Below are 15,196 nucleotides of genomic sequence, written 5' to 3'. Positions count from 1 at the left end.
GGTATTTTTGTGGGTATTTTCGATTTTTAAAACTCGAAATATCCTGCAATTCCGCAATATTACATATTGAAAATTTATCCGTCTCGGTCGCCCTTACGATGAAAGTCGTGAGGGCTTTTTCTTTTAACGGCAATTTCCTCTGCAGGCTTTCCAGCGCAGGCAACCGACGGGAGAGAAGCGCTGCGATGCGCCCTATAGACGGACGGTCTTGCATTCCGTGCCCACATTTCCGATGCCGTAGACTCTTTTCTTTCGGTCGGCAAAAACTGCTCCTGCATCTGAGGCCGCGTTTCCTTTTCTGTCTCTCTCTTCTTCTTTTCTCCATACGTTGCGGCCGTTGAGCCGACGTTTTCGTCGTTCGGCATGATCTCTGTGTGACGTCGCGGAAATGGCGGCTTTCTGCGGCCGAGTCAGACATGAGTCCGTCTTCGCGTCCCATTCTCAGGCGAAAAGCGTGCCTTTCATCACTCCGGGGCTTTGCGTAATGTCGGCTTTTTTTGAGCCTCGGCATTCCTAGAAGTTGCGCTTTTTGGCGTTGCATGCCCGAAGCCGCCTCTTCGTCATTCATTCCTGTTTCATTTGTCGTGTTCGGATGTTTCTGATTTTTCGTCCTGCCCGGAGGGCAGAGGCGGTCGACAGCGTGTCGACGACGGGCATTTCCTGAGACGATTCTTCTTGTGAATTCATGTTACGAGAACCGGGGTCATGGGAACCGCTGTCGGTTGCGGACAGCGTATGAAAACGCAGGGCGCAGAGGCGTCGTCACAAGCCTGCCGGACAAAGGTCAGAGACCTCGGACCGGAGCGCGGCATTTTGAGAGGACGGCAGCCATGCGTTTCACTCATGGAAATGAGGGAAGGCTTTTCCCGTCGGAGAGACGGGATAAAAATGTATTGTTTCCCGCTGCCGGGAAAAAAGGGATCACATTCTCGGAAAGCCGTGCATCGCAAAAGTTCTGCCGAATGCACAATGGCGGCAAGGTGGTATGAAATTGTATCGTTCATCGAGGTGGATGAAATTATATCTAGTTGTAATTATTATATAAATAATATTGGCACCACTTTTGCAATATCGTTGTCGTCATTAAAAACTGCAGAATTTTACAGAACAGAAAAGGAGAAGATTCATGCCGGTTTTTCCTTCCTATAAAGTGGCTGCCATTCAGATGAATCCCGTTATCGGCGACAAGAAGGCCAATATGGAGCGGGCGCTCGGCGGCATCGAAGAGGCTGCGGCTCAGGGAGCGAAGCTCATCGTTCTTCCCGAGCTTTGCAATACCGGATATGTGTTTGAAAGCCGAGAGGAGGCGTTCGCCCTTGCAGAAAGCGTTCCCGACGGCGCCTGCACCGGCGCGTGGATGGACGCCGCAAAGCGTCTCGGCGTGTATGTGGCCGCGGGCATTACCGAAAGAGACGGGGATGATCTTTACAACTCCGCCGTGCTTGTCGGTCCTGACGGTTATGTCGGCACGTATCGCAAAATGCATCTTTGGGGAGATGAAAACTTGTTTTTTGAGCCGGGCAATCTCGGCATGCCGGTATTTCATACCCCTGTCGGCCGCATAGGCATCCTCATCTGCTACGACGGCTGGTTCCCCGAACTTTACAGGCTTGCCGCCATGCAGGGTGCGGATGTCGTCTGCAACTGCACCAACTGGGTTCCCATGGCAGGACAGCCTGAAAACACGCTGGCCATGGCCAATGTTCTTGCCATGGCTTCCGCCCACTGCAACAGCCTGAATGTGATTTGTGCCGACCGCTGCGGCGTGGAGAGGGAACAGCCTTTTGAAGGTCAGAGCCTCATCGTGGGGCCGGAAGGATGGATTTTGGCCGGGCCCGCCTCAAAGACGGAAGAGCAGATCCTGTATGCCGACATAAACATTAAAAAGACCCGTGAAACCAGACAGTTCAACTGTCATAACAACATCATCCGCGACCGCCGTGATGATTTTTATGATCCCATGCTCGGCACCGGCATGCCCCTTCCCCGCTGGTAGAAGAAGGGCGGTTCGCGGCAGGGCCGGTGCTCCGGCAGGAAGCGGAGCTTCGTTCCCGTCGTATTCCCGCGCTGCCTTTCGGCAGAAGAAGCAGCGGACCGGAACATGGCGGCAGGCATGACCGTTTTTCCGAAAAGCGGTGATGCGTTTTCAAAAACAGAGAAGAGCCTCAGGCAACTTCTTTTCAACGACAGGATATTGTTATGAAATTATCGCATGTTTTGTTTTCTCTCGGTATGGTGGCAATTTTCGGAGTCCCCGCATACGGTGCCGACGTGATCCGTATCGGCGTGCCCGTGGGACTTTCGGGCGCCAACAGCGTGGTGGCGCCTTCCATCGTGCAGGCCTCCGAGCTTGCCGTGGATGAAATCAACGCGGCGGGCGGCATCCTCGGCAGAAAGGTGGAACTTATCGTTGCCGACGATGCCTCCGGAGCCGTCGGCGCTCAGCAGGCCTTTGATTCGCTCATTTTCAAGAAGGGCGTGGACGTCATCATTTCCGCCGAAACCAGTGCGGCGCGCAATGCGGCGCTGCCCATCGTTTCCCGCGGACGGGTACCCTACATCTATACCAGCTTCTATGAAGGCAACTCCTGCAACAAGTGGCTGTATGTCAACGGCTGGGTTCCGGAACAGCTTTCTTCGGCCATCGTTGATTATCTGAAGAATCGGGAAAATGCGAATACATTCTTTCTGATCGGCAGCGACTACGCGTTTGGGCGCGGCGTTCTTGAATTTGCCCGCAAGTATATTGAAAGCGTGGGCGGCAAGGTCGTCGGTGAGGAGTATCTTCCCATGGACGGCAACGACTGGACGGCCATCATATCCAAGCTCCGTTCCGTTTCTCCCGATGCCCTCATCAGCTGTACGGCGGGCGGCGCGCCCAACGTGTCGCTGGGCAAGCAGCTGAAGAGTGCCGGCGTGACCGTTCCGTATGCCAACATGGCGCTGGCTGAAGGCACTGCCAAGGATATGGGCAACGTTGCCGCCGGTGTGCTGGTGTGCGGCTCCTACATGACGTCTCTCGACACTCCCGAGAACAGGAATTTTCTCTCCGCGCTGGAAAAGAAGTTCGGAGAGGACATGAAGACTCCCAACGAACTTTCCGTGCCTCAGTATGAAGCCATTTATGCCTATAAGGCGGCCGTTGAGAAGGCGGGGAGCACCAAGGGAAAGGATGTCATCAGAACTCTCGGCGAGGTTTCCGTCACCGGTCCCCGCGGCACGGTGAAGATGGACCCCGAAACTCGTCATGCGGCTTTGAACATGTATCTCAGTCAGGTGCAGGAAGACGGCTCCATGAAGATTCTTGACTCCTTCCAGAACGTCGAACCCGGTCCTCAGTGCCGTGATTGCCGCTGATCACGGATTGAAGGTCATCTGATTGGAACGGTCCCGGCAGGTTGAAGAACACGGGACCGTTTTTTACGGATTCATCATGGGTGTTTTTTGATTTTTTCATGCAGTTGCTTTTTCAGTACATGATTTTTGATTCAATATCATCTTCAATATATGGAAAACTTTGATGATTCGTCTGTTTAAATCGAGATGAATGACTTTGACAGAGGAAAACATGAAGGGCTTACATATGGTAAGTCAAGGTAACAACATGCATAACAGACAGAGGATATCATGTCCATTTGTTTTGATATACTGACGACTGCCGCATTGCTGTTCATCGTCACGTCAGGTCTGATGATGGTTTTTGGCGTCATGCAGATCGTCAATTTTTCCCACGGTGCGATCATATCGGTGGGAGGATACGTTTCGTTTGTTCTGGCACAGCTGGGAATTCCCGGCTGGTACGGATGGATTTTTGCTTTTCTCGTCGGAGCGCTGGTCGGTGCACTGATGGAAAGGCTGGTGGTCCGCCCCCTGTACAAGAGGCCTCTGGATGCCATCCTCGCCACATGGGGACTCGGCATCGTGATGATTCAGGTCATCACCATATGCTTCGGGCGCGGCATCTAGTTCGTGGACGCGCCGCTTCAGGGAACCTGGCATCTTTTGGGCACGGACTATTCCAGCTACCGTCTGGTGATGATTCCTGTGGCCTTCGTCATCTGTGCGCTGCTTGTCGCGCTGCTCAACGGCACGAGATTCGGCGTCAGAACGCGTGCGGTCATCATGAATGAGGCGCTGGCTGAAAGTCTGGGAATCAACGCGGGACTCATCCGCTTCGTCACGTTCAGCATAGGCGCAGGACTCGGTACGCTGGCGGGCATGCTCATCACGCCTCTTTCCAGCGTCGATCCCTACATGGGCGTAACCTGGCTGACCAGCGCATTCATGCTGGTCATGGTTTCAGGCCATTCCTTCATCAGTCTTTTGCTTACCTGTCTTGTGTTCAGCACGTTTCAGGTGCTGGTCAGCACATACATCAATCCTGTGCTCGGCGGCATGACCATAGCCGTGCTGGCGGCCGCCACGCTGCGCATACGTCCCAGGGGGTTCTCCCGTGACTAGCTTTTTCCTGCGAACGAAAGAGGACGAGCTCTGTTCAGCCGGCTCACCATGCCCGGGCTGGTCTGTCTGGTGCTGGTGATCGTCGGCCCCGCCGTGTTCGACATGTATATGCTGAACACGATGATCAAGGCGTTTTTCTTTGCCGTTGCCGCCATCACCGTGGATATCCTGTGGGGATACACGGGGTGTCTTACGTTCGGCCAGTCGGCGTTCTTCGGACTTGGAGCCTATGCCGCGGGGCTCGTTTCACGCATCTGGGATTTTCACCGGCATACGTGGCACTGGCTCTGGCTCTTGCCGTCTTCGGCTCCGCGCTGGTCGGGCTCTTCACGGGCTGGATATCCTTCTATCGCGGCGCGTCCTCGTTTTTTGCCTGCATCATTTCCCTGGTGCTGCCCATCGTGCTCAATCAGCTCATCCTTTCCGGCGGCAGCTTTACGGGATCGAGTTCCGGTCTGACGGGCTTCGACACGTTCGAGTTCGAGATGGAACAGTGGTACTGGATAGCCGGGGGACTCATGATGGTCTGCAGCGTTCTTTCCAGCATTTTTCTTTCCAGCGATGCCGGACGCGTTCTGGTAAGCATCCGCGACAACGAATCCCGCTGTGCCTATCTCGGGCTCAACCCGTCGGCCATAAAGATAGTCCTTCTCGGGGTGTGCGCCGCCATGGCGGGGCTTGCGGGGTTCGGCTACGGCGCGTTCAGCGGCGTCGTTGCGCCGGAACTGACGGGGTTTTCCTTCGGTACGGAAATGATCATATGGGTTGCGCTGAGCGGAAGAGGCACGCTCTGGGGGCCCATGCTGGGCACGCTCGTCATTACCGTGGCGACGGCCTATCTGAGCAGCGCCATGCCCTTCGTCTGGCAGCTTCTGCTGGGACTGGCCTTTGTGCTCGTCATCATCTTTCTGCCTCAGGGGCTTATTCCTCTGCTTGCCAGACCTTTTGCCGGACGCCGGGCATTCGTTCCCGCCCTGGCCTGCAGCGACGTCGACACGCATGACCGGCATGAGGACGGACCTGTTCTTGAGATGGTTCACGTGGAGCGCAGTTACGGCTCTCTCAGCGTGCTGAAGGACGTGACGTTTACGGGCAGACCGGGAGAGCTTATAGGCATCATCGGACCGAACGGCGCCGGAAAGACGACCCTGATGCGCTGCATGAGCGACGGCAAGGAACGTACCGGCGGGACGATCACGCTTTGCGGGCATGACATTGCAAGACAGCATCCGCAGGCCTGCGTGCGTTTCGGTCTGGGACGCAAGTTCCAGAACGCGAACATTTTTGAGACGCTTACGGTGGCGGAGTGTCTGCGCATGGCGCGCAGCGTGCTGGAACGGCCCTCGCTTTTTTGCAGGGACAAGGTGATACATCTGCCTCCGTATGCTCTGGAGGTCGTGCGGGTGACCGGTCTTGAGGCCAAGCTCGGAACGATGGCGCGGGATCTCTCGCATGGAGAGCAGCAGGCGCTTGAACTCGCCATGGTGCTTGCGCTTGAACCCAGGATCATTCTTCTTGACGAACCTACCGCGGGCCTGACCCGGGCCGAGCGCATCAGCATAGGACAGGTGTTTTCCTCTCTGGCCCACAAGTACGGACTGTGCTGTCTTCTGGTCGAGCATGACCTCGACTTCGTGAAGGAGATAGCCACGCGCATCGTCGTGCTGCATCAGGGCACCATCGTCGTGCAGGGCAGCGCCGAGGAAGTCGTCAATTCCGAACTGGTGCAGACCATTTATGCCGGGCCTTCCCGGACGGATGAGGAGGTAGCGTAATGGCGGTCGTTCTGAACGTTGAAGGCATATCCAGCGGCTATGGCGATTCCATGGTCATACGCGATCTGTCGTTTTCCCTGGGGGCCAGCGAATCCCTTGCCATTCTGGGTAAGAACGGCATGGGCAAGAGCACGCTTTTGAAGTCCATCATGGGATATCTGCCGAAAAAGCAGGGCGGCATAACGCTGCTCGGCACGGACATCACGTCCTGCAGTCCGCATAGAATAGCGTCTCTGGGCATGACCTATGCGGCACAGGAACAGGCCCTTTTCACGGAGTTGAGCGTGTACGACAATCTCAGTCTCGGCCTTGAGCACAAGAATCTGTTTCCTTTGCGCTTCAAGGAAATATTGCCTCTTTTCCCCGTGTTCGAGAACAGGTTGCATCAGCGTGCGGGCACGCTGTCCGGCGGCGAGCAGAAGATGCTTCTGGTGGCCCGTTCGCTGATGATGCATCCTGAGGTGATGCTGCTCGACGAGATTACCGAGGGGCTTCAGCCTTCGGTCATAGCGCGTCTGGCCGACGCCCTGGTATGGGAGCGCAGGCGGCACGGCACCGCCATGCTGATCATCGAGCAGAACATTCCTTTTGCCCTGAAGGTGTCGGACAGATTCATGATTCTGAAAAAGGGAGAATTCGTCGACTCCGGCAGAAGCGATGAGCCGGGGGCTGCGGACAAGGTGTTTCATCACCTTATCGTATGAAGATGCCGGGCGAGAGGGCGCAAGACCGTCAGTTGAAAATCCCTGCGGTCAGCGTTTCCGGCAGCGTGGCCGGGGCGGCTTTTCCCTTGGGAAAAGCCGCCCCGGCCTGTTTCATCTTTTAGGTCGGACGGCGCAGGCTGCTTACGGTTCGCTGATGCCGTCGTCATGCCAGATGACGGTGAGCGACTGACGGGCCCGGGTCATGCCCACATAGACCAGAGCATGGCGCTGAGGATCGGATACCGGCGACGCATGGTGAGCTTCCCATGAGGCGCGACGTCCGTTCATGGTTCCGAGCAGCGATTGCGCCCGTCCTTCGGCCATGGAGAGCGGCAGAATCAGGGTGACGTGAGCAAAGTCCATGCCCTTCATGCTGTGTATGGTGGAGATGACCACGGAATCCGTGGTGGAGTCGTAGCGCAGCTTTGCCCGGTCGTCCTCCACAGGCCACTGCGACATGAGACCTTTTGCGGCCAGCTTTTCTGCCAGAAGCGTCGAAAGTCGCGTCGTCTGACCCTTGTTTCTGTCACGGGCATAAAGAACGGCCATGTCGCCCTGACGCATGCCGAGTCTGCGCATGCGCGCAGTTTCTTCCGCCGCCAGAGCGGCGGCTTCCCGAAGGGAGGAGGCATGGAGAACCCGGGGCATTTCGCCCTGGTTGACGCCGAGTTCCTCATCGTCGACAAACGCATTTCCGCCGAGCCAGTCTTCGGCAAAGGCCATGATCTGCCGGGTGCAGCGGTAGCGCTTTTTCAGCATCGACGTCTTCATGCCGCGTATGTTCTGCCATGCCTCGGGACAACTTGAGGCGTAGAGATGCTGGTCGGCATCCATGGCAGCAAGCAGAGGAGTTTCCGGTCTGAGTATCCGTTCCACCATGCGGACCATGGCGGCGCTGAAGTCCTGAGCCTCATCCACGAACACGGCGTCCCAGAGGCCGATGACGGAAGAAAGCCCCGTCTCGAGCTCTTCCAGCGCCAGAGTCTGAATGGTTTCATAGTACTCGCCGTTCTGGCTCTCTTCTATCCGATCACCGAGAATGCGGGCGGCCAGGGCGTATACCGGCATGACTTCCACGCCTTCGGGACCGAGAGGTACGGCCCTGGCGGAGAGAAGGCGGCGTATGTACCCGGCAAGGCAGAGATTGAAGCATAAAAAGAGCACGCGACGGCATTGTCCGCGCCGGACAAGCGCGGCGGCGCGGCTTGTCAGCACCAGCGTCTTGCCGCTGCCCGCGGCTCCCTTGAGAAGTCGACGTCCCCCGGAAAGCCGGAGCGCTTCGTTCTCCTGTTCCTCATCGAGAGCGACGAGTCTTTTTTCTCCGCTTTCCCATGAAGGCGCGGGCATTTCCACGATGACCGACGAACCGAGCTTCTGCTTCACGGTGTTCAGAACGGAGGATGGCTCCCAGGCAAAGAGTGAGGGAAAGTGTTCGTTGAGAAAGCTCTGAAAGGCGTTTCCCTTGTCTGAGCTTTGCTCGATGTTTTCCAGATCGTCCTGAAAGAGCGTGGTTTCCGGCCGGGCGAGGCCGCTTATGGAGGCGTCCTGACGGAGGCGGCGCAGATAGTCGGCACGGGTGATGTTGGGAAAGATGATGCCGCAGTGCAGCGGCAGAAGGAAAAATTTTCCTCCCGGACGCTGAAACAGGCTTTTCATTCTGTTGAGGTACATGAGCGACTGCCCCAGCGGCGAGGTGCGTCGCGTCACGTCCCATCCTGTGCGGAACAGCACGGTCTGCCGGTCTGCGGAGACGACGTGATCGAGCGACCAGTCCTTGACTTCCAGCACGATGAGACCGTTTTTCGGCGCATAGACCACGAAGTCGGGAGAATCGTCTCCCAGCATGGGGTTCATCCAGCCGGTAAAGGAGGAGGGGAGCTTTTCCAGAAGATGGAAGAATCGCCGTTCGCCCGCCGTAGCGTCGGAGGGCATTCGGGAAGGGATCAGGACCGCCATGCCGAGGACTCCTTGTCGTTGGCAAGAATTTCGAGCACCCGGCCTTCCAGGGGAAGATGCAGCCAGCAGCGGCACACTCTGCCCATGGCGCGCAGAGCGCGAACATAGTCCGTCTGACGGGCGCCGTACTCTTCGATCAGGTGCTCTTTCAATTTTTCATCCGTGAACTGTTCATAATCGCCGCATTTGTGGTCGATGGCAAGACAGGGACCGGCGGTGCCGTCGCCGTGCACGACTTCGGCCAGCATGTCGAGCCGCATGCTTTCCGTGCGGAAGCGCGTTCCTTCTCGGGCCGGTTCCATGCGCCTTTCTTCCAGCGGCCATTCCGTGCGTATGACGAGTCTGTCGCCGGGATCTTTGTCGGCCCGGCTCTCGAACCATTCGTTGACGACGTCCCGCAAAGCTTCGCTCATGCTTTTGAGCGGGGACTCGGCATGATTCCACAAAGGCACGGGGCTGTTCCACAGCGTGCACAGGTGCTCAAGGCGCTTGTCCATGCGGCCGGAACGCTCTTCCTCGAGGCGCTGCTCGTCGCTCATGCCGAAGCACACGGCAAACCATCCGTGCACCATGTTGCCGAGCTGCTTTCGGCTGACGCCGGGAGCGATGCCCGAGGTGTCGACGGCTCGCCCCTTCAGTGCCGGCAGCCAGCGGCCGCGCGGAGCGTCCCTTTGCTCCGGTGCCGACATTTCGGCCGGAACGGGTCTTGGGGGAAAGAGACAGTCTTCCTGTGCCGTGTTCATGGACCGTCCGACGCGGTCTGCGGCCTCGTCGGCATTGATGCACCGGACATGAAACGTGGAGCCGAGAAGCGAAGCTTCGACTTCCATGCCGGGGGCGGCAGCTGCTGCCATGGCGTCAAGGTCGCTCCTGAGCGCTTCGTCCGTGAGAAAGGGGGCCAGCCAGGAAAGCAGGATGGCATTTTTCTGCTGGTTGAAGTCCGCCGTAAGGACAAGAACGTTTCTTGCCCGCGTCATGCCCACATAGAGCAGACGAAGAGTTTCTTCCTGCTGCCTGCGGTCCGCCTTTGCCCTGGCTGAGGCCAGAGTGTCGCAGACGGGATCCAGCGCCGAGGCTCCGCCAAAGACGTTCGGAAGCCATTCCAGAGTTCTGTTTTCCAGAGGGGTTCGCAGCGCAGCCGCGACGGGATCGTCGGTCTGCGTCTGACTGAAGGCCCGGGGCTTCCAGATGTCGCCGGCGGGCTTTTTGCCGGACAGTCCGTAGAGAACGACGACGTTGCGCTCAAGTCCCTTGGACTTGTGATAGGTCCAGACCTGTACTGCGTCTTCTCCGCCGGAGGCACGGCTGCGTTCCTCTTCCTCCAGCCAGTCGAGCCAGCCCTGAGCGGTTGCAGGAGCGTGTCTGCCGTGCATGGCGTCCTCGTATTCCCGGGCGAGGGCGCGCAGCGCTTCAAGCTCTGCCATGCAGGTTCTGCCTCTGGGGCGGGCTGCGGCCCGGCGGAAGGCGTCCGTGGCGTTCATCACCTCGTCGAGAAGCTCGGCAGGAGAGAGAAGGGCGAGTCTTTCGCGTATGCCCTCAAGCTCGGTCAGCAGGGGAATGCCGTCGGCAAGACGGCCGTTTTCTGCGGCGTCGAACCAGTCGTCTCCTTCGTGCAGACTGCGGAAAAGGCAGGCGGCGGAAAGTCTGTCGTCGGGGTACAGCGTGAGGCGGAGGGCGTTCAGGCAGAAGCGCACGTCCTGCTGTTCGAGCAGGCCTCTGCGCTCGGCGCAGGCGGATACGCCCAGCGCTTCCAGAGCGTCGGCCAGCTCGACGCATTCTTCGTTGGTGCGGCAAAGAACGGCAATGTCTCCGGCCTGCACCTTTCTCGTGTCCGAGGTGGCGCTGCTGCCGAAGTCCTTCGTGCAGGCCACGGTAAAGGCGGGATTGTCGATCATGCCGGCGATGCTTTCGGCCAGAGCGGCGATCGTTTTGGCCTTTTTTCTCTTGTCCGAATGGTCGAACAGCCAGAAGTGCAGCGACGGAATGCTGCTTTCCAGAGCTGCGCGCAGCGATTCCCGGCCTGGCTGTTCCAACAGGCTGGTGGTGTTCAGCCTTGCGTCAGGAGCGCCGAGCAGATTTTCCCGGAAGGATGCGGGCATATGCGAGAAAAAGGCTTCGACGAAGCGGCAGATGGCAGGCAGGGAACGTCGGCATACGCTGAGGGACCGCTTTTCCCACAGAGGCTCGGGCGTGCCCGCCCGCGTGAGCGCCGAATCCGCACCCCGGAATCCGTAGACGGACTGCTTGTCGTCTCCGGCGAAGACGACAAGGCAGTTGCAGCTGCCGCTTTGGAGAATGTCGCAGATAAGCTGGAAAATGCGCAGCTGTATGGGGCTCGTGTCCTGAAACTCGTCCACAAAAAGTACGCGGAATCTTCCCTTCAGCCTGTCCTTTACCGCCTTTTCGGAAAGAGCGTCGCAGGCCATGCGTTCCATGTCGGCAAAATCCACGAGACCGGCGCTTTCCTTGACGGCACGGAAGGCTTCCGTGGCTTCCGCGGCAAACTGAAACGTTCCCTGAATGAGATCCCGGACGTCGTGCTCAAACTTTTCCAGTCCGAAGACCCGGCGGCCGAGCTCGTTGAGCTGTTCGACGTACTGCTGAAGACGATGGTCCTTTGCTCCGGCCGGGCGATTGATGATGGACAGCCAGTCCTTCCATCTCATGGCGTCCACGGGCAGGGCCTTCATGAACTCCAGGTGCGCCTTTTCCTTGCCGCTGAGCTTCTTCACGCCGGCTTTTTTTTCTTCCGCTGTGAGCTTCCCCGAACGATCATAGTTTTCCTCCTTCATCTGTACGGCCCGGGCTTCGGAAAGTTCGCGCTTCATGTCGGAAAGCTCGCTCTTGTCGTCGGAAACGACAGGGGACAGCTTTCTTATCAGATTCAGAATTTTTTCAGTGGACAGGTTCCCCATGGCTCGAAGATTGTCTTCCTTGCCGTTGACGCGGGCTAGGGCGATGAGCTCCCGGCAGGTGGCAAGAAAGGCGGGGTCGGAATGTTTCCGCTTCTTTTTGGTGCTGAATCCGCCCTCGAGACGGAATTGGGAGTACAGAGCTCCGAGGTATGCATATTTTTCCAAGAGCGGAGCAATCGCCTTGTTGAAAAGTGCGCGCTCGTCCTCCTCGGCAAGCTCTTCCGCCGCGGGGGATATGCCGGCTTCCAGGGCGTATTCCTGGAGAAGACGAAGACATACGCCGTGTACCGTGCCGATGAATGATCCGTTCACCCGGTCGGCTTCGTCGTAACGCCTTTGTTCGCAAAGGGCGCGGCGTATGCGGTCCTTCAGTTCGGCGGCGGCTTTCCGCGTGAAGGTGACGGCAATGATTTCTTCGGGCCGGCACGCGTCCACGGGCATGCGGTAGGCTTCCTCCACGTCGCAGCCGAGGCAGCCGAGGTAGAATTTTTCCAGATTGTACGTCTTGCCCGTGCCTGCGTCGGCCTTGAGAACCAGGCGTTTCATGCCGTTCATGCTGTTTTTTGCCTTCACTTGGCATCCTCCTCGTCGTCTGTCACAGGCTGGTTCACGCCGCAAAGTTTCCGGTAGTCGCACCATTGGCAGGCATCCTCGTCCGGAGCGTTTTCGGCCAGGTCGAGACGTCCGTGCTCAAGCTCGCCTCGCAGTGCGTGCCAGCGCTCTTCCACGTCCTTCCAGTGCTGAGCCAGGTTTTTTTTCCCGTCGCTTGCGGCATGAATGTCGGCTTCGGGCAGAAGCAGGAACCATGCGTCGTCCAGATGCGCACAACAGGGGGCCTGCTGATTTTTCGTGCCGCTTCCGTGTTCCAGAAGATAGTGGTAGGCGGCAAGCTGCACGGGACATCCTTTCGTGGTCTGCTCCTCGTACGTCTTGCGGCGCGACCATTTCATGTCGACCACAAGACACGGCGTCTTGTCTTTTTTCCTGCCGAAAAGCAGATCATAGCGGCCGCGCAGGGCCACACCGTCAAGTTCCCCCTCAAGACTCTGTTCGGCGTTGAGAAAGACGAGTCCTTCCGCGTCGGTCCGGGCACACAGGCGGAGAAAGCTGCGCTTCAGCCGCCCCGCCATGTCTCGAAGCAGATGTTCGTGTTCCGGCAGAGCCAGGCGCGCGGCGCTTTGCGGGGCAAGACGGGAGAGCAGGTCGAACAGGACGGCGTCCGTGACTTCGGGCATGGATTCGCCGCGGCGGGCACAGTCCTGTCGTCGTTCAAGCAGGGCGGTCATGGCGGCATGGGCAAGATTTCCGCAGACAATCTGGTCGGCTGACAGCCTTGCGCCTCCCCCTTCGAGCCTGAGGACGTTCTTGAAGTACCATGCCGCAGGACAGGTCAGCAGAGATTCAAGCGACGAGGCCTGAATGCTTTCGGGCAGGGAAAGAGGCTTTCTTCTGTTTTCGTTCCATGGGGCGGCAGCCGTCGGTCGGGGCAGAGGAGAGCGTGAGTCGAGATGGAAAAAGTCTCTGGGCTTTTCTTCGACGGAACTGCCCCCGTCGGAGGAGATGCGTTTTTTGCCGGTGAGCACGCAGAAGGCGTCTTTTTCCACGAATCCGTCTTGGGGAAGCAGCGCGGCAAGGGGATGGGGCGAGCTTTTTTCGCGGCCGTGGAAGCGGGGCTCGACGGTAATGACCCTCCGGCCGAAGAGAAAGGGATTCAGCTGCGCCAGTGTCTTTGCCCGTCGCTCGGTGGCGGCGCAGCAAAGAGGTCGGCCTTGTTTCTCAAGCCAGCGCCGCTCTTCATCGCTCCATGTGGAGGACTCCCGGACAGAACTGCCGTCATCGGTGAAGTCCCACCATATGACGGTGTCCGCCGGTCCCCAGAGCTGGCCGGGATCGTTCAGCACGCACCACGGCATGGCCGGAGGACTGCCCGGGGATCGTTCGCCGCTGCCGATCACGGCATCGAGGATTTTTTCAAGCTCCGGGGCCGACAGCGTTTTCTTTCCGTCACGTGCGATATCCGAAAGTCTCCGGCAGAGCTCCGCCGTCTTCTTGAGCTCGGCAGCCGGTTGTTTTTCGGCCCATTCTGCGAGAGCTTCGGCGGCTTCGGCAAGAGCGGCCGACGGTATGCCGGGCGTTTCCGGGGTGCATCCGGCTGAGGCTTCCGGCGCAGGCAGAACGCGCCTTTGCGGGCAGAACCAGCGTATCTGCTTTGTGAGCTTTTCATCCGTGACGCCGTTTCTGAGAAAGGCGGAGCGCCAGCGTTCCGGCCAGGAGGAGAAACTGTCCGCCTCGGGGGAAAATTCCTCGAAGCGCAGGGCGTTCAGCAGTCTGCGGCGCAGTCCCCGGGAGAGCGGACTTGTCGGCAGCAGAAGAAACTGCCTGAGCGTTTCCGGCGAGAAGGGAAGAAACTGAAGGCGCAGATACAGCGGCAGAAGCTGGAGATACGGCCTGGCCGCGGATCGGGCGCGGCAGGACGTACGGGGCAGGGAGAACCGTTCAAGCGCTGCGTCGAGCTCGAAGCTGTCGTTCTTGCGCAGCATGACGGTGCGGCCGAGCGTTCCGTCGCAGAGTCGTTCCCTAAGAACGGCCGCAAGCGCTTCGGCGGCTTCAGGCAGGTTTGTGGCCGTAAGGCGGAAACATTCTCCCCTGCCGGAAAACACGGGCAGAGAGGACACGAATTCGACGCTGAGAGGACGGTCGCCGTTCGTGTCTTCATCGGTGGAGAGATCGTTCACGGTCACGCTGCTTTTCCGCAGAAGAGAGAACATTTCCTGCCAGGGCTTCTCCCAGAGCTTTTCCGGCGTGGTGAGCTCAACAAGATGCAGGCCCGATATGCCCCAGAGTGAAAGTTCCGTGAGGATGAGCCGCATTCTGTCGGCTGCTCCGGGCAGGGGAGCGGAGGCGTGCTTCTGCTCCAGCTCGTACATTTCGGCAAGGCGATGAAGTCCGGACGCGGCACATTCCCGGGCGCGTTCGGCAAGGTCGCAGGCGGATCCTTCCAGCGCACCGGAGAACTTCAGTTCGTCGCGCATGGAAAGCACGCGTCTTGCCGTGTTCCAGTCGTCCTTTTTAAAGGAAGAAGCGTAGAACGGGGCGGCGCCGTTCGGCCGTTCTTCTTCCGTTCTTCGGGCAAGAAGCTGCTGCCACGAGGCAATGCGGCGGCTTTCGTGCGTGTTCAGGCAGGGAAGCCCCATTTTTTCTTCGAGCAGACTGAGAAAGCCCGCCGGGCCGACGATGTGCACTCCGGCCGCAGTGCGGGAGGGGACTGCGGATGCCGATTCCCTTTCTGCCGCTGCCGGGCCGACCGCATCGGGCCATGCACCGCCGTCCATGTATCTGCCGAGTATCACTTTCATGCCTTTTCTCCGGGAATGCGGGGTGAACG

The 15,196-nt window shown here is 58.6% G+C and carries 8 protein-coding genes and 2 pseudogenes; 6 read left to right on the top strand and 4 right to left on the bottom strand.

What is annotated here, in order from left to right:
• Positions 1-214: hypothetical protein (locus tag QZZ60_RS00520; protein ID WP_295636295.1), on the bottom strand; the 214-nt coding region annotated here is incomplete at its 3' end.
• Positions 215-1,126: 912 nt separating this feature from the next.
• On the opposite strand from QZZ60_RS00520, the gene QZZ60_RS00515 reads away from it, so the two are divergent.
• The 6 genes and pseudogenes from QZZ60_RS00515 (at position 1,127) to QZZ60_RS00495 (ending at position 6,940) form a co-directional block, all read left to right on the top strand.
• Complete coding sequence (locus QZZ60_RS00515) at positions 1,127-1,996, top strand: nitrilase family protein (protein WP_295636293.1); 870 nt, start codon at positions 1,127-1,129, stop codon at positions 1,994-1,996.
• 275 nt (positions 1,997-2,271) lie between these two features.
• Positions 2,272-3,357: a substrate-binding protein gene (locus QZZ60_RS00510; RefSeq protein ID WP_295636291.1), complete on the top strand. Its 1,086-nt coding sequence runs from the start codon at positions 2,272-2,274 to the stop codon at positions 3,355-3,357.
• A 270-nt stretch (positions 3,358-3,627) separates the two neighbouring features.
• Positions 3,628-4,461 (top strand): annotated as a pseudogene (locus tag QZZ60_RS00505) (branched-chain amino acid ABC transporter permease).
• Between the two features lie 48 nt (positions 4,462-4,509).
• A pseudogene (locus tag QZZ60_RS11415) lies at positions 4,510-4,716 on the top strand (branched-chain amino acid ABC transporter permease); the annotation flags it as partial.
• Positions 4,717-4,736: 20 nt separating this feature from the next.
• The gene (locus tag QZZ60_RS00500) at positions 4,737-6,236 is read left to right on the top strand and encodes an ATP-binding cassette domain-containing protein (protein ID WP_295636289.1); all 1,500 of its coding nucleotides are present in this window, start codon (positions 4,737-4,739) and stop codon (positions 6,234-6,236) included.
• A complete protein-coding gene (locus QZZ60_RS00495; protein ID WP_295636287.1) occupies positions 6,236-6,940 on the top strand; it encodes an ABC transporter ATP-binding protein in 705 nt (234 codons plus the stop codon). Before QZZ60_RS00500 ends, QZZ60_RS00495 begins: the two co-directional genes overlap by 1 nt.
• A gap of 141 nt (positions 6,941-7,081) precedes the next feature.
• Here QZZ60_RS00495 and QZZ60_RS00490 read toward each other — a convergent pair whose 3' ends face one another.
• From QZZ60_RS00490 to QZZ60_RS00480, 3 genes are read right to left on the bottom strand one after another with little or no spacing between them, the layout of a single operon-like run.
• Positions 7,082-8,896, bottom strand: coding sequence for a nuclease-related domain-containing DEAD/DEAH box helicase (locus QZZ60_RS00490; protein ID WP_295636285.1), 1,815 nt, complete (start codon positions 8,894-8,896; stop codon positions 7,082-7,084).
• The gene (locus tag QZZ60_RS00485; protein ID WP_367119397.1) at positions 8,884-12,366 is read right to left on the bottom strand and encodes a UvrD-helicase domain-containing protein; all 3,483 of its coding nucleotides are present in this window, start codon (positions 12,364-12,366) and stop codon (positions 8,884-8,886) included. Before QZZ60_RS00485 ends, QZZ60_RS00490 begins: the two co-directional genes overlap by 13 nt.
• Positions 12,367-12,380: 14 nt before the next feature.
• Positions 12,381-15,167 (bottom strand): PD-(D/E)XK nuclease family protein, encoded by a 2,787-nt coding sequence (locus tag QZZ60_RS00480; RefSeq protein ID WP_295636281.1) that lies wholly within the window; start codon positions 15,165-15,167, stop codon positions 12,381-12,383.
• Positions 15,168-15,196 lie beyond the last annotated feature (29 nt).

Origin of the sequence: uncultured Mailhella sp. (assembly GCF_905187505.1) — a bacterium.
Lineage (GTDB): Bacteria > Desulfobacterota > Desulfovibrionia > Desulfovibrionales > Desulfovibrionaceae > Mailhella.
This window is presented reverse-complemented; position numbering and strand designations above follow the sequence as displayed.

What these genes read in the sequence shown, in the direction of transcription:
- QZZ60_RS00515 (WP_295636293.1), top strand. Translation starts at nt 1,127, where the DNA reads ATGCCGGTTTTTCCTTCCTATAAAGTGGCTGCCATTCAGATGAATCCC.
- QZZ60_RS00495 (WP_295636287.1), top strand. Translation starts at nt 6,236, where the DNA reads ATGGCGGTCGTTCTGAACGTTGAAGGCATATCCAGCGGCTATGGCGAT.
- QZZ60_RS00490 (WP_295636285.1), bottom strand. Translation starts at nt 8,896, where the DNA reads ATGGCGGTCCTGATCCCTTCCCGAATGCCCTCCGACGCTACGGCGGGC.
- QZZ60_RS00485 (WP_367119397.1), bottom strand. Translation starts at nt 12,366, where the DNA reads ATGAACGGCATGAAACGCCTGGTTCTCAAGGCCGACGCAGGCACGGGC.
- QZZ60_RS00480 (WP_295636281.1), bottom strand. Translation starts at nt 15,167, where the DNA reads ATGAAAGTGATACTCGGCAGATACATGGACGGCGGTGCATGGCCCGAT.